The sequence below is a fragment of the Yaniella soli genome (genome assembly GCF_054782375.1).
Genome location: NZ_BAAGSP010000007.1, coordinates 66,609 through 83,727, shown reverse-complemented (window position 1 = coordinate 83,727; position 17,119 = coordinate 66,609). Strand labels below are relative to the sequence as shown.

The window sequence follows — 17,119 nt, the reverse complement described above, 5'->3', positions numbered from 1 at the left end:
AAATCGTCGTATCTCACACTTTCGAGGAGATCATGTCTTACCCACAGTCCCCGCAAGGGCCATCGCAACCACACGGTTACTCGGGGCCGCCCGGCCCAGACAGTTCCCTGCCACCCGCGGCCCCACAGGGTAAGCTGCGCAAGAAAAGGCGCCGGGGGACTGGTCTGCTGACGGCTGGTTTGATCACGTTGGGTGTGAGCATCATCGGTGGGATTATTGCCCTGATCATGTTTGGGGGTTCGACGATGACTAGCATTGAGGATTTTTCCGAGTCAGCATACGACGTGACTGAACCCGCTGTGGTCGACGGTCTCGGCGACAACCAGTGGTACCTCTACCAGGATCCGAATGCGATCTCTCAGGCATCATGCGAGGTCACTGACCAGCAGGGTAACGACGTGACCAACGGCTCCGCCCAGATGAATATAACGAATAGTGAATACGATCTGAGCTCTGTCCAATCGTTTGAATCCACCGCTGATGGCGTCTATGAGATCCAATGCTCAAGTTATCCCGTGGTCTTGGGCGGTGCAGTGCCACTAGGCGGCATCTTCGGTGTCCTCGGTACAGTATTAGTTGCAGGGTTCCTCTTTGTCGTTGGAGCTGTCCTGACCATCATTGGACTCGTCATGCGCTCAAATTCTAAGAAGAACGACATGCCACCAATGAACCCTCCTTATGGTGCAGCGCCACAGCCCGGGTACGGTTACTCTCAGCAACAACAGCCATACTATGGCCAGCAGTCTCCACAGTACGGTGGCGGACAACAACCACCACAGTATGGCGGTGGACCAGCCGGTGGTTACCCGCCCAATCAGTCACCAAACTAACCACGTGGACATGTTCCATAATTGATCGAAAAATACCGCAGGGGCCGTCGCGTCTCTGCGGTATTTTCGTCAACGACCACATCATTGAGGAACGTACTCATGACCGACACCAACACACTCGATGTTCCTGGCCCGAGGCGACGTCACGTTGTGGGGTACATCCTGGGCAGCATGGCCGTCGCCGTGCTGGGGTTGGTGACAGCAATTGCGATGTCCGTTTCAGGAATTTTGAATACGTACACCGAAGTTTCGGAAACATACGATGACATTTTCGAGACTGGACGAGAGATCGGCCCCAGCGCTACCCCGGTCGAACTTGACGATGCGAACTACACGTTGTTGTCCTTTACAACGTCAGACGAGTTCCCTTCCCTGGGTGAACAAGCGGGCCTGTGTACGATCACCGATGAATACGGGGAACGCGTTGCAATCGAAACCTCTGCGCAGCCCGTTTCAGCGCAAGATATGCCAGCGGCAGACCACGACCTGCAACACGCAACACATGCCGTTTACGCTCATTTCGAAGCCACCGAAGGAACTTACGCATTGTCATGCCAGCAATTTGGTGTGCTCAGTGATGACGCGAACTACAGCATGGGCGGCACCGCCGTGTGGGGTGTGGTAGTCGGGCTTGGCAGCGTGGTCATTGCAGGTGTGTTGTTCTTGGTTGGTGTCATCAATCACGCACGCAATCGCAAAATGCAACCGCCGAAATCGCGGAAGCTCATCACCTACGACCTGGACTACTCCTAGTACTCCAGTTGTCCTTATGTTTGTGGGTCGACGTTGTCGGAACGGATCGGGCAGAGCTGTCCGCTATCTGGGTCGCGGATGGCGCGTTTTTAGGCGGCGGTGGGCCAGCTGATGTCGATGGTGGTGTTTTGGAGTGTGGGTGGGTCGCCGCTTTTGTGGTGGGCGATTTGGGTGATGGGCGGTTTTGTGGGCACAGTGTATTGATGCCCGGTGGGGGTGGTCACAGTCAGGTGATCAGGGGTACCGGTGTAGGTCCAGCCGCGGTTTTCTTTGCGTTGGTTACACCGTTTACATAAGCCCAGGCCGTTGGCCCAGCTGGTTGTGCCGCCTTTGGCCCAGGGGTGGCGGTGATCAATGTCTTGGGCGGGGCTGTTGCACCAGGGGGTTGCGCAGGTATCGTCGCGGAGTTTCAGCATTTTCGATAACACCGTTGGAAAGCGACGCCGCACCGAATCTAAAGCCACGAGTTGTCCGTCGGTGGCACGGGTATACAGACGCCGCAGAAACTTTGCCGCGTCTGGGTTGGCTAACCAGTCTTTGACCATACCCGCCGGTAGCGGGCCCTGGCCCAGGACCCAGCCCGGTAGGTCGTCATCACCCAATAGTGTGGAATCGTGCATGATGACCACCACTTCAGCAGTGACCGCACCAGCGGTGGTTTGACCAGTGAGTAATTCTACGAAGGCATCGGCCATGACCTGATCCCGGCCCAGCTGCTGGTCTGCGCTGTCACTTTCGGCGTCATTGGTGGTTCGGGTGGCGGCGAGGCGTTGATCAGTGGTCTTGGTGAGCGCATCCATCACGGCGACACCTTGGTGGGTGGGTAGCTCTGCGGTCAGGTACATCATGCCTTCACCGGCCGGGTCTAGACAGATTCGGCGTCGGCGGCGGGCATTGTCCGCAGCCCGCTGATTAGCTGCCTCACGATCTAACCGGTAGGCATGGCCCTGAATCAGATTGCGCAGTCGTGTGCTGGAGGCTTGGCCGAGTTTGTCGTTGATGGCTGCATCAATCTCTCGGCGGTGGGCATCACACAGGTGATTGGTCTGCTCAGCCACAATTTTAGCGTGGTACTCGCTGACTTGTCCGGTCTCTAACGCAGCAAGTGTATGCGGTAATACGGTGCATAACGCGGTAGCAGTATGCGTCAGCCCAGCGCCGACAAACGGGGACTCGCCGCGGGCTAACCCGACTTCGGCTTCGATGCCTTTGATCTGCATCGAGGTGGGAATATTACTCGCGGTCTCGTGTGTTTGGCGTTGCTCCACGAAATGATGGGTAGCTTTGGCTTGGACGGCTGATAGGGCCCGCTTAGCGCGTTCAATGCTGTGGATGCGATCAATATTGTCTGCCTCGGATCCAGCAGGTGGCAGCGAGGCCAGGAACGTTGTAAATTCCTGCACCTTCTCTGCCACCAACACCGCTGTATCCATACCCTTAACCCTACTGAGCCGGACGGACACGATAAGAAAACCGGCTCCCAGTGGATAAACCAACGCACACGCGACACTGTCGAATCGAATATAGTATTCACGACGCTTTCAGCACACAGCGGTTATTCAAGCCCGCATCAATACCAGCCCAGCAATATCACTCCAGACCACGCGGTCACACGGTACAAATACGGCTGTAGTGCTAGGCCTGCACCACTACACCGTCGCGCAGTAACTCATCAATGGCCTCGGATTCGAATCCGAGGCGTTGCAATACCGCGACTGTATTGGCACCCGGTGCCGCTTCTTCACCGATCGGTTTCAAAGGTGTGTCAGAAAATACCGGGGCGCTGCGCGGCTGATGTCCATTTTCATACGGTTCAAAGACGGCTCGTGCTTGCATGTGCCGGTGATGTGGAGCCTCCGCGAGACTCAATACCGGATAGACGCAGGCATCCTGATCTTCAAAAATTTCAGCCCATTCATCCCGAGTTTTTGTCAGAAATGCTTCGGTGAAGGCAGCGCGCATCGCTGGCCAGGCCATCTCGTCTTGCTGATCAAATTCCAAGCCAAGCTCGGTCAATAGCGTCGCGAAAAACTGTGGTTCTAGAGCCCCGACAGATACGAACTTGCCGTCCTGACATTCGTAGGTGTCATAGAATGGTGCACCACCATCGAGGAGGTTGGCCTCGCGGGCATCCTTCCAAAAGCCTTGGGCGTGTAATCCGTAGATCATGTTGCTCAGGGAGGAAGCACCATCGACCATGGCGACATCGACGACCTGACCTTGACCCGTCGTCGACCGAGCGACGAGTGCCGAGAGCACGCCGGTTAGTAAGAACATTGCACCACCGCCAAAATCAGCGCCAATGTTGAACGGCTGACGTGGCTTATCAGCCCCTCCGCTGGCGTGCAGCGCGCCGGTGAGCCCCAGATAGTTGATGTCGTGGCCTGCCCGTTGTGCAAGCGGCCCGGTTTGCCCCCACCCCGTCATCTGGGCATATACAATCTTAGGGTTGGCATCCCGACATGCCTGCGGGCCAATGCCCAGGCGATCGGCTACGCCCGGGCGATATGGATCGATGACGACATCGGAGGCTGCCACGAGTTCGAGAAACGTTCCGGCGGCTTGTGGGTGTTTCATGTTCAACACCAGGTTTTCGCGAGACCGATTCAGCGAATCTGCGTCGGTGACTCCCAGCCCTGAGCCTCCTGGGCGATCCACACGCAAAACTTCGGCACCCATTTCGGCCAATACCGAGGCTGCATACGGGGCAGGCCCAAGCCCTGCCAATTCAAGTACTCTGATTCCTGCAAGGGGTCCCTGTGTCGTCATGACGGCCTTTCCACGATGGCAATACGTTCGTATAGCAGCATAGTGAACAGATCTGTGACGCGCACAACGTCAAAGTTTATGTCGCCAAGGTGACGACCGGCTCGGGCGAAACGGCTGCAGAATTACTAAGCTGGCATCATGCAAAACTGTTCGGATCCAGCTGCCCGCATCCACACGGAACGCGTCGAGGGTGGTGCCAGACGCGTCGTGTTCCTCCATGGACTGATGGGACGCGGCAAAAATTTCACGAGCATTGCTCGGGGCCTGATTGACACCACCACGTCCCTGCTTATGGATTTGCCCAACCACGGTGCATCTTGTTGGACCAGCGATTTTGACTACATCGAAATGGCGGATCTCGTCGCCGATGAATTGCGGCGAGATTTTTGTCGAGATGAACCCGCTGTGGTGTTAGGTCACTCAATGGGCGGCAAGGTCGCGATGGTGCTCGCCCTGCGTCATCCGGATGTGCTGGCAGGCTTGATCATCGAAGATATTGCTCCACTTGATTCCAGCACCAGCGAGTTCGAGCACCTTCTTGGCACATTGCTCAAGCTTGACTTAGACAGCCTGACAGCTCGCACCGATGCCCACGCCGCACTCAAAACCGATATTAATGATGACGCCGTGCGCGGTTTTCTGCTGCAGAACCTCGTGCGCGACGGCCAGGGCGGGTTCCAATGGGAACCCAATTTGCAGATGCTCTTCGACAACCTTGGCACACTGTCAGGTTTTCCCATGATCGATGGTGTTTTTGAAGACCATCCGGTGTTGTGGATCAAGGGCGAACATTCGAATTACGTCACTGATGAAGCCGGTGAAGTGATGCGCGAACTCTTCCCGATGACACGCAAAATTCAAATCCGGGATGCTGGACACTGGATCCACGCCGAGCAGCCCAAACGCTTCATCGAAACCCTCGATTACTACGTTGCTGGACGTTACTGAGAGCACCGTTCTGCCTATGACGAGCAAGCATGGCATATTCGTACCAGTTTGATAGCCTAACGTCGTGACTACACAAGAAGACACTGCTGCACGCGTTCCTGCGATACCCGTGGGCCCCGGTGGCCGCGATGCACTCATCGGCCGCCGCATTTTTCCCTCACCGTTGGGTCGTCGCATCACCTATGCAGTGATATTCGAATTGCTCGCGATTGCCTTTACCACCGTGATCCTTGCGCTGCTGGGCAACGATTCCGGTCCGGCCTTCATTGTTGGCGTCATCTCATCGACGGTGGCGCTGACCTGGAACCTCATATTCAACTGGGCGTTCGAAGCCTTTGAACGGCGAATCGGGGTGACCGATCGTCCTTGGTACATGCGTGTTGCACACGCCCTCGTCTTTGAAGGGGGCCTTATCCTCATGCTCATCCCGGCCATTGCCTGGGTACTGGGAGTGAGTCTCTTTGAGGCATTCATGCTCGAGATCGTGTTACTGGTCTTTTTCCTGATCTATACGGCCATCTACGCGTGGATCTTTGACCGTATCTTTGGTCTACCCGAGCCTGCGGCGAACTATCCTCGAAAAGCCTAGGCACGTGCCGCGTCACCAACCAGAAAAATTGGCGTGTGCGATGGACATTCGTCGATAAAAGTTAACTTGGACGCCTAAGGTAGAGACATGACTACTACACAATTCAAAGGTAACACCGTCAATACCGTCGCTGACATACCAGCAGTCGGCTCAGCTGCCCCGGACTTCACCCTCGTGGGCACCGACATGTCTGAAATCCAACTCTCAGACTACGCAGGCAAATGGGTGCTGCTGAACATTTTTCCATCGTTGGATACCGGCGTGTGTGCCGCAAGCGTGCGTGAATTCAACGAGCGTGCGGCAAACCTCAAGGACACCGTCGTGTTAAACGTCTCTATGGACTTGCCATTCGCTCAGGCTCGTTTCTGTGGTGCAGAAGGTATCGAACGTGCCCATAGTGCCTCCGCGTTCCGTTCAAGTTTTGGCGACGACTACGGTGTGCGCCTGACAGATTCGCCGATGGCGGGACTGCTCACCCGAACCGTCATCGTCATCAACCCTCAGGGCGAAGTCACCTATACGCAGCTCGTTGATGAAATCACGACCGAGCCAAATTACGACGAAGTGATGGAACACCTCGGTTCCTAACCTCATTCAAAAAGAAATGACTCCGTGAATCAGAACAATTTTCCCGATCCCTCGTCGAATCACCACGACGAGCACGATCCTGACCGTTCTGACCAACCGCCAGCGCCCGGATCGTCACCACGCGATCCGGGTTCTGACGTCCAACAGCCCTATGGGCCATACGGTCCCCAATACCTTCGCAGGGATGCCTATCATCCCAACCCCTATGCTGCAGCCGAGGGGGAGCGGGGTGATCCGCGAAATGATCCACGCTGGGTCTATTCACAGCACGACTCGCGTGACGAAACACGAGAAATCCCATACTTCGATCATTCCGGTCACCCCGGTGTCGACGAAAGTTACTATCTGCCCTACGGCGTGACACCCCAACGACGTCGCGGACCGCTAAATTTTTTCATCACCACCGCCGCGCTGTTGGGCGTCGTGTTTCTGGCGATCACGTTGTTATCCCAAATCTTCGACTGGGATCGCGATGACAATCCGATCCAAGATCTCTTTTCTTCCCAGCCCGAAGCCCCCGAGGTGGTGCCCGAAGGCCAAGCTACCGTTGAGGGTTTGGTCTCAGAATTAGACCACGTCCACAATGGCGTTGATGTTAATTGGGAGGCTGGCGGCCAACATACGGGCTCAGGCCTTGATCCAGGCCAAGAAGTTCGCTCGGCACCAGGGGTGTTCATGGTCGATACCCAGGTGTATCAGTACCTCGGTTTCGGCACCGGCATGGTTGTCAGCTCCGACGGGTTAGCCATCACCAACTATCATGTCGTGGAATCGTCCATGTCAGTGTCCATCACCATGGCCGACACCCAAGAACAGTACTCTGCAGAAGTGCTCGGCCGAGATGCTGACCGCGACATCGCCGTCCTGAAGATCGACACTGACGAGCCCATTCAGGTCGCGTCGATCAACCCTGAAGGAGTCGATACGCGAGATACTGTTGCGGGTGTTGGCAACTCCGGGGGCCAGGGATACCTCACCTCAGTGGTCGGAGAAGTCCGAGGCCTCAACGAAACCATCCACATCGAACCGGTCGAACCGGGCTCACCCGACCAAACGCTTGAAGGACTCATCATGATGACTTCGGATATCGTGCCCGGCTATTCCGGTGGTCCTACCGTCGACTCCAATGGACAAGTCATTGGTGTATCCACCGCCGCCAGCCAGGAAGCTCAAACTTCCGAAGATACGTTCGGTTTTGCGGTGCCCATTGTCGACGCGCTCGAAGTCGTAGAACAAGTGCTAGCCGGTGACGAATCCGATGGGGTAGTCATTGGGGCCGGGGGAGCGCTTGGGATCGTCGTGACGTCCCAAGAAGGCTCTGGTGCCCGGGTGATCGAAGTATCGGACAGGTCTGCGGGTGACGCGATCGGGTTGCAGCCCGATGACGTCATCGTTGAGATCGACGGAGAAGAAGTCGTGAATTCGTCGTTTATTTCACGCTACGTCCGGGACAAAAACCCGGGCCAAGAAGTCGAGGTGGTCTGGCAAACCTCCGACGGCAATATGCAACGCGCCGTCGTCACGCTGGATGAAGCCGAAATCAACTAAAGCTCGTCATCCACATTGACATCGCGAGCCGCCAAAGCGCCCGCAATAGCCATGAGTACGCCCACGACCAACAGTGCGATCAAAGTGATCGTCCAGGTTTGGGTTGCCGCATAGAGCACGCCCACCAACATTGGCCCGAGCCCGGCTAAAATGTAGCCGACCGGTTGGACGAACCCAGATAGCCGGGCTGTCACGTCAGGCTCAACACTGCGTGCCGGGAGCAACGAGATGGCCGTAGCAAACGCCATACCGCCGATGCCCAGCAGGATGACCCACAGCCACCTGCCCTCTGCCGGCCACAGCAACAACCCCAAGTAGCCCAGCGCACTAAGCACCCCGAATGCCACCGGCCAGGTCCACAGGTGCTTCGCGCGATCCACCACGGTAGGCATGATCAAGCTGCCAACCAACCCAATAGCGGCCGTGGTCGCCAGCAACAGACCGGCTTCACCTGGTTCGACTCCGGCATCGCGAAAAATCTGCGGCAACCACCCAAATTGGACGTATACCTGGGTTGATTGCAGCCCAAAGAACGCGGTCATGGCCCAGGCGGTGGGGGAGCGGAAGATCTTTTTGGACGGACGGTCTTGTATCGGTATGTGGGGATAGTCATACCCGATGCGCCTGGTCACCAACCACCAGAGCACCACGGGGACGAGCGCCACAACACCCCACGTTGACAACGCGGCCCGCCACCCGGTGTCGGGGTTGAACACGTCGGCGAAGTATTGTGCCAGTGGCGCGGTAGCTGCGGCTCCGATTGCACCGGCTGCGACAACACACACGGAGTACACGGTCATCAGCGACACTGTGTATTGCCTGCCGTGAACTTTGATCCAGGCCGGCATCAGCACATTGGCAATGGCAATCCCGGTCAACCCGATGATCGACAACACCAGAAACGGCCACGAGTTTTCTACCCACGCACGCAACCCAATGCCAAACGCCAGCGCGAGAGCCGATAACAGCAGCGTGGTGGAAATCCCGAACCGTTTGCCAATACGAACCGCAAACAATCCGAGGACGCCGAATATGAGCCCGGGCAGCGAGGTCAGAAACCCTAGCGTCCCGCCGCCAAAATTCATCCCGTCGCCAATTTCTGCCAGCAGCGGGCCAACCGAACTGGCCGCCGCTCGCAAGTTGAGTGCCAACGCCAATACGGACACGAACATCAACCCGTAACTCAGGTATCTGGGTGTTGATGAGGGGGAAGTGCTTTGGGACATAGGCACAGTTCTACCCGCAATGTACTGTTTCGTCACGTACTACGGCGCGAGGCGGATCTTCTTGCAGTGGGTCCGCTGTGCTTTACACTGGTACCGTGGTCGTTTCGTGCACAACCCGAGGTAACTTCGGCCCAATGTAAACCCTTCATTTTCTACCTTCAAACGAGGTATGCCCATGACCAACCAGACCACCACACGTAATGATCTCCGCAACGTCGCCATTGTCGCCCACGTAGACCACGGTAAAACCACCCTGGTCAACGCCATGTTGACCCAAACCGGCGCCTTCGGCGAACACAAAGAAGTTGACGATCGTGTGATGGACTCGGGCGAGCTTGAAAAGGAAAAGGGCATCACCATCTTGGCCAAGAACACCACGGTGTTCTACTCCGGTCCATCTTCAGATGGTGAGAACGTGACGATCAATGTGATCGATACACCTGGTCACGCCGACTTCGGTGGCGAAGTGGAACGCGGGCTGTCCATGGTTGACGGGGTCGTACTCCTCGTGGACTCTTCGGAAGGGCCACTGCCACAGACTCGCTTCGTGCTACGTAAAGCGCTTGAAGCCAAAAAGCCAGTCATCCTGTTAGTCAACAAAGTGGACCGACCAGATGCACGCATTGACGGTGTGGTCTCGGATTCCATGGACCTGCTATTGGGCCTCGCCGAAGACGTTTCGGAAGATGTGCCCGACCTTGATTTGGATGCGGTGCTGAATGTGCCGGTCGTCTTTGCTTCCGGGAAGGCCGGTGTGGCTTCGACCGAGCAGCCCGCTGATGGCCAGTTGCCAAATAGCGAGGATCTCGAGCCGCTCTTTGCCACCATCATGAAACACATTCCTGCACCGACCTACAACGAGGACGAAGTGCTGCAGGCTCACGTCACCAACCTGGACTTCTCGCCGTTCTTGGGTCGTCTTGCCCTGCTGCGTATCCACAACGGCACCCTGAACAAGAACCAGACTGTTGCCTGGTCTTCGGAGAACGGCATCAAAAATGTGAAAGTCACCGAACTCTTAGAGACCAAAGGTCTGGAGCGAGTTGCCGCAGAAACAGCGCGTCCCGGTGAAATCGTTGCCGTGGCCGGTATCGAGGACATCATGATTGGTGACACGCTGACCGATGCTGAAAATCCGAAACCGCTGCCACAAATCACCATTGACGATCCAGCGATCTCGCTGACCATTGGTGTGAACACCTCACCGTTGGCCGGCAAAGTCAAAGGTGCCAAGGTCACCGCACGCCAGGTTAAAGACCGTCTGGACCGCGAGCTCATCGGCAATGTGTCGCTGCGTGTCTTGCCAACAGACCGCCCGGATACCTGGCAAGTCCAGGGCCGTGGCGAACTGGCATTGGCTATCCTGGTAGAGCAGATGCGCCGTGAAGGATTCGAACTCACCGTCGGCAAACCAGAAGTCGTCACCCGCGAAATTGATGGTGTGATCTATGAACCCATGGAGATCATGACGGTCGACATCCCGGAAGAGCATCTGGGAGCCGTCACCCAGCTGATGGCGGGCCGTCGCGGCATCATGGAAAACATGGTCAATAACGGCACCGGTTGGGTCCGCATGGACTTCAAAGTTCCAGCACGTGGCCTCATTGGATTCCGCACCCGCTTCCTCACCGAAACTCGCGGTGCAGGGATTGCCGCGTCCTATCAGACCGATTATGAACCATGGGCCGGCCATATTGTGTATCGGTCCAGTGGGTCGATCATCTCAGACCGTGCCGGTACGGCGACCCCTTATTCGATGATCAACCTTCAAGAACGGGCATCATTCTTTATCCAGCCCGGATCTGAAGTATATGAAGGCATGATCCTCGGCGAAAACTCGCGCAACGAGGACATGGACGTCAACATCGTCCGCGAAAAGAAGCAGACCAACGTGCGTGCAGCCTCCTCCGATACGTTTACGGGGCTCACCCCACCGAGTCAGTTCAGTCTGGAAGAATCCCTGGAATGGGTGCGCGACGATGAATGTGTAGAAGTCACTCCGGAGGCTATCCGGATTCGTAAGGTAGTGCTGGATGCAAATCAACGTGTCAAACTCGCCCGAGCTCGGCAGCGCGCCGAAGCCCAGTAACCGCTCCAACCGGCTTGGCATCGGTTGGATTCTGCTGGCGGTGGGTGTTGGTATCGTCACCGGTGGTCTGGGAACCATCATGCATTTGAGCTCTTTTTGGACAGGCAGTTTTGGCCTGCCCTGGGGTGTGGCATTCGCGCTGTTAATTGCGGCGCTGGGCCAATGGTGGGTCGGGCTTGGCAGCGCCAACCTGCTTGCTCCCGGTATTGCCGGCATGGCACAATACGCCACGCTTGCCGTCATGGTCGGGTTGAGTCGCGGTGACCACTTCAGCGTGCCGCTCAACGCCCAAACCTGGGAGTTCGTGCCCCACCTGGTCATCGCAAGCCTACTGTGGCACGCCGGGCTGGTGGTTCTGACCATGGTGGTGGTCGTCCTGGTGAACCGCCAGCTCAGACGCGCCCGCGACGAGATAACTGAGCTACCGACCCAGGTCGCAGATCTACACCCGCCGGTGGGTGCTGCGGATACCCGTTAGACTGACTAGACCAACAAAGTGTGAAGGAGCATCACCAAAATGACCTACGTGATCGCCTTGCCGTGCGTTGACCTCAAGGACAAATCCTGCATCGACGAATGCCCGGTTGACTGTATTTATGAAGGCGAACGCATGCTATACATCCACCCGGATGAATGCGTTGACTGCGGGGCATGTGAACCGGTCTGTCCTGTGGAAGCCATCTACTACGAAGATGACACCCCAGAAGAATGGGCGGACTACTACGATGCAAACGTCGAGTTCTTCGACGATATCGGTTCCCCGGGTGGCGCAGCCAAACTCGGCTTGATCCCCAAAGACCACCCGCTCATTGAAGCCCTGCCGTTCCAGGAGCAAAACGTCTAATGCTGGATCTGCCCGCATACCCATGGCAATTGCTGGCCCCTTATAAAGCAACGGCCAGCGCCCATGCTCAGGGGCTCGTCGATTTATCCATCGGTGCCCCGGTGGATCCCACACCACAGATGATCCAGGACGCACTTGCCTCAGCGACCAATTGGCCAGGGTATCCGAGCGCAGCAGGCACAGACGGTCTTCGTGACACGATCGCTGATTGGTACGCCCGCCGTCGCCAGGTTCCCGGTCTGACCAAAGAGCATGTGGCCGCCACGGTGGGTTCGAAAGAGTTCATCGCATGGCTGCCACTCCTCATGGGCTTGGGGCCGGGCGATATCATCGTCTACCCCAAAGTCGCCTATCCGACCTACGACATCGGCGCCAAGATTGTGGGTGCGACGTCGGTGACGGCAGATACACTCACAGAGCTCGATGCCGCAACCCGTCAACGGGTGAAACTGGTGTGGGTGAACTCGCCAGCAAATCCCACCGGTACGGTCCAAAGTGCCGAAGTCCTGGCAAAAATCGTTGCCGACGCTCGTGCGAATGGTGCGGCGGTGGCTTCCGATGAATGTTATGCCGAGCTCGGGTGGGGCACATGGGAACACCAACGGATCCCCTCCATTCTGGATACCCAGGTCTCGCAAGGAGACTTTAGCGGGCTACTGTCGGTCTACTCACTGTCGAAACAGTCCAATATGGCCGGTTACCGCGCTGCATTCGTCGCCGGCGATGCAGCGATGATTGCCGCATTGATCAACTTGCGCTCGCACACCGGCATGGTAGTCCCCGGGCCAGTCCAGGCTGCCATGGCTGCTGCACTGACCGATGATGAGCATGTGGTCGAACAGAAATCCCGCTACCGTAACCGCCGACAACGCCTCCTGGATGCCCTGGTCTCAGCGGGGCTGACGGTAGATGATTCAGCCGCGGGACTGTACCTGTGGGTACGTGACCCAAAAATTACTGAACCTACCGCGGAAGATTCCTGGGAACTGGTATCACGTTTTGCCCAGCTCGGTATTTTGGTCGGGCCAGGCGTGTTCTATTCGGCCGCTGGGAATGGGTACATACGTGTGTCCATGACCGCCAAGGATGAAGCAGTCGATCAGGCCGTGTCCCGATTGCGCACGGGCCTATAAATTACAGCGTTTGGCCATAATGTTCCAAGCATCACTAAACTTGATAAATTTGTACGGCAGAGACATAACCAACAGTGCCACCGATCCTGTGGCCGAGGTGCAAGCATCATCTTGCACAGACAAGAGGGAAAGCATGACTGAGAAACACGACGGTAAGTTGGCGCTAGGCGACATTAACGTAGACCTTCCACGTGTTGAGGCGACGGTCGGTAACGACGGTCTCGGCATCGGTTCAGTTCTGCGTGACACCCAAACCGTCACCTACGACCCCGGTTTCATGAACACCGCCAATGCGCGTTCGGCAATCACCTACATCGACGGTGAAGCGGGCATACTGCGCTACCGGGGTTACCCCATCGAAGATCTGGCAAAGAACTCTTCCTTCTTGGAAGTTGCCTACTTGCTTATCTATGGTGAACTCCCCACGGGCGACCAGCTGACCGAATGGGACGAGAACATTCGCGATCACACCATGCTGCACGAAGACATCAAAGACTTTTTCAATGGTTTTCCTCGCAACGCCCACCCAATGGCCGTGCTGTCTTCTGCCGTCTCTGCGCTGTCGACCTTCTATGCAGATTCTCTGGACCCATTCGACGAGGAACAAGTCCACATCTCCACCATTCGTCTCATGTCCAAGGTGCCAGTCCTGGCCGCCTACGCGTATAAGAAGTCGATCGGCCAGCCACTGCTGTATCCGGACAATTCGCTAAACCTGACGGAGAACTTCCTACGCCTCACCTTCGGTGTACCAACTGAAGCATATGAACTCGACCAGGATGTGGTCGATGCCCTCGATATGCTGTTGATTTTGCACGCCGACCACGAGCAAAACTGCTCCACCTCGACGGTACGTTTGGTTGGCTCATCACATGCGAACATTTTCGGATCGATCTCAGCGGGGATCAATGCACTCTTCGGGCCGCTTCATGGTGGCGCGAACGAAGCCGTGCTGAACATGCTGGACGAAATCAGAGACGAAGGTACGTCCCCGGAAGATTTCATGGAAAAGGTCAAAAACAAAGAATCGGGCGTTCGCCTGATGGGCTTTGGCCACCGCGTGTACAAGAACTACGACCCACGCGCACGCATTGTCAAAGGTACCGCTGAGAAGATTCTCAACAAGCTGGGGGCCGGTGACGAACGACTCGAGATCGCCATGCGTCTCGAAGAAAAAGCCCTGAACGACGACTACTTTGTTGAGCGCAAACTGTATCCAAACGTCGACTTTTACACCGGACTAATTTACAGTGCGATGGGCTTCCCACCGCGCATGTTCACTCCACTGTTTGCACTCGGGCGTCTACCGGGCTGGGTCGCACAGTACCGCGAAATGATTGACGACAAAGAAACGCGTATCGGGCGCCCACGCCAGGTATATGTTGGCCAGGACCTGCGCCGCTACTAAGTAACGGCGCATTGAAGATCTGCGAAAGCTCCGCACTACTGTGTGGAGCTTTCGCATTTGGGGAATTCGTTAGTTTGGACAGTACTGCGTCGACAAGTCGTCTTCGGCACTGAGTTGGGGCACATAGTCGGTGTACTCATCCCATTGGCCAAAAATGTCCTCGGGGACGCCATCGGCCACGAGCTCAGCGAACGCCTCGCCAACGACCTCACACTGAGCGGGTGTCGTGCCGATCCAGTACTGTGTTGGCTCCACCAACGCTTCGGAAACATCAGCGTCGTCATCTTCGGCGAGTTGGGACCATGGCAGGAGCTCATAGCTACCTGAATACGATGGATCGGCAAGCACCCCGACGAGTTGCAGATCATCTGCGGCAATCGCGTCATAGCGACCCGAACGTATACCGGTCTCGCATTCTGCCACCGTTTGTTGGGTCTGTGTTTCACCCACTGGTAGATCGAGGCCAGCACTCGCGGAACGCGCCACGACGCATACCGCAGCGTCTTCTAGATCGTCAAATGACGTGATACTTTCTGATGTCATCGCCTCGTTGGTCGCTTCCTCCTGATCAGAGGACTCCCCTCGGACCAGCAACGCTGGTTCGACTGTGGCATATGGCGCAACCCAGGCGATATCTTCTGTGAGGTCCGGTCCCGGGAATTGTCCGATCAAAAGATCCAACTCACCGTTTTCCAAGTGCTCAGTTGTCTGCTCAGGTGTGGTCGGCACCCATGCCACGTCATTGGGCTCGACAATTTCGCCAAGCTGCTCACCGAGCGCTACTGCAAGATCCGCCTCGGCTCCGCTCAGGCTCTCTGGATCGGTTCCCGAGATCAGGCCGGGGGAGGATAGCGAAACACCAATCGTGAGCGACTTTTGCTCACCGACAGTCGGCTCCACAGTTGGTTCCTCGGTGGTATTACAACCGCTGAGGATAAGGAGTGTGCTCAGCACAGCTGCCGACACGGGTATTGCACGAAGCTTCTGCATTCTGTTTTTGGCCACGATCAGACCTTAGTCGAAGTGGCCACACCGACGGAACATTGACGCAGCCTGGGCCGTGTTTGAAGCGGTCGTGTGATCATGATGGCGCGTACCGGATGGCTCCGACAAGCACGGTCGCAGTCTTCGTGAGACAATAGAGGTATGGGCGATGCAATATTGACGATAGAAATTCTTGTACTTGGTGTTTTGGTCATAGCTTTCTTAGCCATCGTGATAGTTCGTGGTGATCAAGGTTTGGTCAAACCACTCGCCGAGCCACTACCATCTCTACCACCCGTCGTGCTTCCCGAAGCCCGGGAGGTTGCCGCGGCAGATATTCAAGACATCCGTTTTGGCGTCGGGCTGCGCGGATACCGCACCGACCAAGTCGATCAGGTGCTGGAACGACTCACATCTGCTTTAGAAGACCGGGATCAACAGATTGATGCCTTGCGTGAGCAGGCAGAACAACACAAGCAACACTCAGCAGAGTAGCTGTAGTGGCGTGTCGCCGTTCGCGTTGCGATGAAGAAACCTCAGGAAAGGAACAATTATGGCTGCAATGAAGCCCCGTACCGGTGATGGTCCAATGGAGGTAGTACGTGAGCCGAGAAAACTCGTTATGCGTATCCCAACCGATGGTGGAGGCCGACTCGTCGTTGAACTTAACGACGACGAAGCACAAGCGCTCAAAGATGCCTTATCAGGTGTCGTTAAAGGCAACTAACACCGGCGCACCGTGCTAGACCTTCGTGGCTAACAGCAGTCCGGTGCCGGTTGGCACCATCGTTGAGGTGCTCCAGACTTTCGTGTTGTCGCGCAGTTCATTGCCGACATCGCGCAGCATGACGGTCGAAGCATCCCGCACGGCTGGACGAGGTACTCGGTCATGATCTAACGCATCGTGCAGCACAAGCATGCCACCGGAGCGGAGCAGGCGTGCTGATTCGGTTACGTGGTATTCGAGAAGCAATGGGTCAGCATCAACAAATACAAGATCATAGGCGTTTGCTGAAAGCTTGGGCAGCACCGTTCGTCCGCGTCCAGCAATTAACCGGGTAGTAGAGCTCGGGTAGCCCTCAGCTCCGAAGACTTCGCGGGCGGCACGCTGAGCTTCCGCGTCCGGGTCGAGGGTCGTCAACACCGCACCTTCCGGGGCGCCACGCATGAGCGCGAGACCGGATACACCGGCACCGCTACCGAGCTCGACCATGGTTTGTGGGCGCGTCGCAGCCGCCAAAAATGTAAGTAATGATGCCGTGCCTTCAGACACCGGGGTAATACCCAGTTCTGCCGAACGATCACGCGCCATCAACACAATTTCGTCTTCGATCGGGCGTGCTTCAGCAAAGGCCCAGCTAGCGTGCTTGCCGGTCTGTTGTGGGCTCAGCGCCTTCATAAAACTGTCTA

At 56.6% G+C, this 17,119-nt stretch carries 18 protein-coding genes; 13 read left to right on the top strand and 5 right to left on the bottom strand.

Annotated features, from left to right (window positions below; translation table 11 throughout):
- Window positions 1-32: 32 nt before the first annotated feature.
- Both ACYVJT_RS05535 and ACYVJT_RS05530 read left to right on the top strand, forming a co-directional pair.
- Window positions 33-830 (top strand): hypothetical protein, encoded by a 798-nt coding sequence (locus ACYVJT_RS05535; RefSeq protein ID WP_343955766.1) that lies wholly within the window; start codon window positions 33-35, stop codon window positions 828-830.
- A gap of 99 nt (window positions 831-929) precedes the next feature.
- A complete protein-coding gene (locus ACYVJT_RS05530; protein ID WP_343955767.1) occupies window positions 930-1,583 on the top strand; it encodes a hypothetical protein in 654 nt (217 codons plus the stop codon).
- An 89-nt stretch (window positions 1,584-1,672) separates the two neighbouring features.
- Here ACYVJT_RS05530 and ACYVJT_RS05525 read toward each other — a convergent pair whose 3' ends face one another.
- Window positions 1,673-3,016 (bottom strand): HNH endonuclease, encoded by a 1,344-nt coding sequence (locus tag ACYVJT_RS05525; RefSeq protein WP_343955768.1) that lies wholly within the window; start codon window positions 3,014-3,016, stop codon window positions 1,673-1,675.
- Window positions 3,017-3,218: 202 nt separating this feature from the next.
- A complete protein-coding gene (locus ACYVJT_RS05520) occupies window positions 3,219-4,352 on the bottom strand; it encodes a CaiB/BaiF CoA transferase family protein (RefSeq protein WP_343955769.1) in 1,134 nt (377 codons plus the stop codon).
- A 138-nt stretch (window positions 4,353-4,490) separates the two neighbouring features.
- Between ACYVJT_RS05520 and ACYVJT_RS05515 the strand changes: the two genes are divergently transcribed.
- From ACYVJT_RS05515 to ACYVJT_RS05500, 4 genes are all read left to right on the top strand, one after another.
- On the top strand, window positions 4,491-5,300 hold the full coding sequence (locus ACYVJT_RS05515) for an alpha/beta fold hydrolase (RefSeq protein WP_343955770.1): 810 nt from the start codon (window positions 4,491-4,493) through the stop codon (window positions 5,298-5,300).
- Between the two features lie 64 nt (window positions 5,301-5,364).
- The gene (locus ACYVJT_RS05510; RefSeq protein ID WP_343955771.1) at window positions 5,365-5,889 is read left to right on the top strand and encodes a PACE efflux transporter; all 525 of its coding nucleotides are present in this window, start codon (window positions 5,365-5,367) and stop codon (window positions 5,887-5,889) included.
- Window positions 5,890-5,976: 87 nt separating this feature from the next.
- The gene (tpx, locus tag ACYVJT_RS05505) at window positions 5,977-6,477 is read left to right on the top strand and encodes a thiol peroxidase (RefSeq protein WP_343955772.1); all 501 of its coding nucleotides are present in this window, start codon (window positions 5,977-5,979) and stop codon (window positions 6,475-6,477) included.
- Between the two features lie 24 nt (window positions 6,478-6,501).
- Window positions 6,502-8,025 carry a S1C family serine protease gene (locus ACYVJT_RS05500; RefSeq protein WP_343955773.1) on the top strand — a complete coding sequence of 508 codons (1,524 nt, stop codon included), beginning with the start codon at window positions 6,502-6,504 and terminating at the stop codon, window positions 8,023-8,025.
- Here the strand turns inward: ACYVJT_RS05500 and ACYVJT_RS05495 are convergent.
- On the bottom strand, window positions 8,022-9,251 hold the full coding sequence (locus ACYVJT_RS05495; RefSeq protein ID WP_343955774.1) for an MFS transporter: 1,230 nt from the start codon (window positions 9,249-9,251) through the stop codon (window positions 8,022-8,024). The two genes, ACYVJT_RS05500 and ACYVJT_RS05495, sit on opposite strands and share 4 nt — an antisense overlap.
- A 175-nt stretch (window positions 9,252-9,426) precedes the next feature.
- On the opposite strand from ACYVJT_RS05495, the gene typA reads away from it, so the two are divergent.
- From typA to ACYVJT_RS05470, 5 genes are all read left to right on the top strand, one after another.
- Window positions 9,427-11,340, top strand: a complete 1,914-nt coding sequence (gene typA, locus ACYVJT_RS05490; protein ID WP_343955775.1) for a translational GTPase TypA — start codon at window positions 9,427-9,429, stop codon at window positions 11,338-11,340.
- A complete protein-coding gene (locus ACYVJT_RS05485; protein ID WP_343955776.1) occupies window positions 11,285-11,818 on the top strand; it encodes a hypothetical protein in 534 nt (177 codons plus the stop codon). Before typA ends, ACYVJT_RS05485 begins: the two co-directional genes overlap by 56 nt.
- A gap of 39 nt (window positions 11,819-11,857) precedes the next feature.
- Window positions 11,858-12,184, top strand: a complete 327-nt coding sequence (gene fdxA, locus ACYVJT_RS05480; protein WP_343955777.1) for a ferredoxin — start codon at window positions 11,858-11,860, stop codon at window positions 12,182-12,184.
- A complete protein-coding gene (gene dapC / locus ACYVJT_RS05475; RefSeq protein WP_343955778.1) occupies window positions 12,184-13,317 on the top strand; it encodes a succinyldiaminopimelate transaminase in 1,134 nt (377 codons plus the stop codon). The genes fdxA and dapC overlap by 1 nt, the downstream gene beginning before the upstream one ends.
- A 133-nt stretch (window positions 13,318-13,450) precedes the next feature.
- Window positions 13,451-14,725, top strand: a complete 1,275-nt coding sequence (locus tag ACYVJT_RS05470) for a citrate synthase (protein ID WP_343955779.1) — start codon at window positions 13,451-13,453, stop codon at window positions 14,723-14,725.
- 69 nt (window positions 14,726-14,794) lie between these two features.
- On the opposite strand, the gene ACYVJT_RS05465 is transcribed toward ACYVJT_RS05470, so the two are convergent.
- A complete protein-coding gene (locus ACYVJT_RS05465) occupies window positions 14,795-15,730 on the bottom strand; it encodes a transporter substrate-binding domain-containing protein (protein WP_343955780.1) in 936 nt (311 codons plus the stop codon).
- A gap of 141 nt (window positions 15,731-15,871) precedes the next feature.
- On the opposite strand from ACYVJT_RS05465, the gene ACYVJT_RS05460 reads away from it, so the two are divergent.
- The gene (locus ACYVJT_RS05460) at window positions 15,872-16,204 is read left to right on the top strand and encodes a DivIVA domain-containing protein (RefSeq protein WP_343955781.1); all 333 of its coding nucleotides are present in this window, start codon (window positions 15,872-15,874) and stop codon (window positions 16,202-16,204) included.
- Window positions 16,205-16,262: 58 nt separating this feature from the next.
- A complete protein-coding gene (locus ACYVJT_RS05455; protein WP_343955782.1) occupies window positions 16,263-16,436 on the top strand; it encodes a DUF3117 domain-containing protein in 174 nt (57 codons plus the stop codon).
- Between the two features lie 15 nt (window positions 16,437-16,451).
- Here the strand turns inward: ACYVJT_RS05455 and ACYVJT_RS05450 are convergent, their stop codons facing one another.
- Complete coding sequence (locus tag ACYVJT_RS05450) at window positions 16,452-17,108, bottom strand: O-methyltransferase (protein WP_343955783.1); 657 nt, start codon at window positions 17,106-17,108, stop codon at window positions 16,452-16,454.
- Window positions 17,109-17,119: the final 11 nt, after the last annotated feature.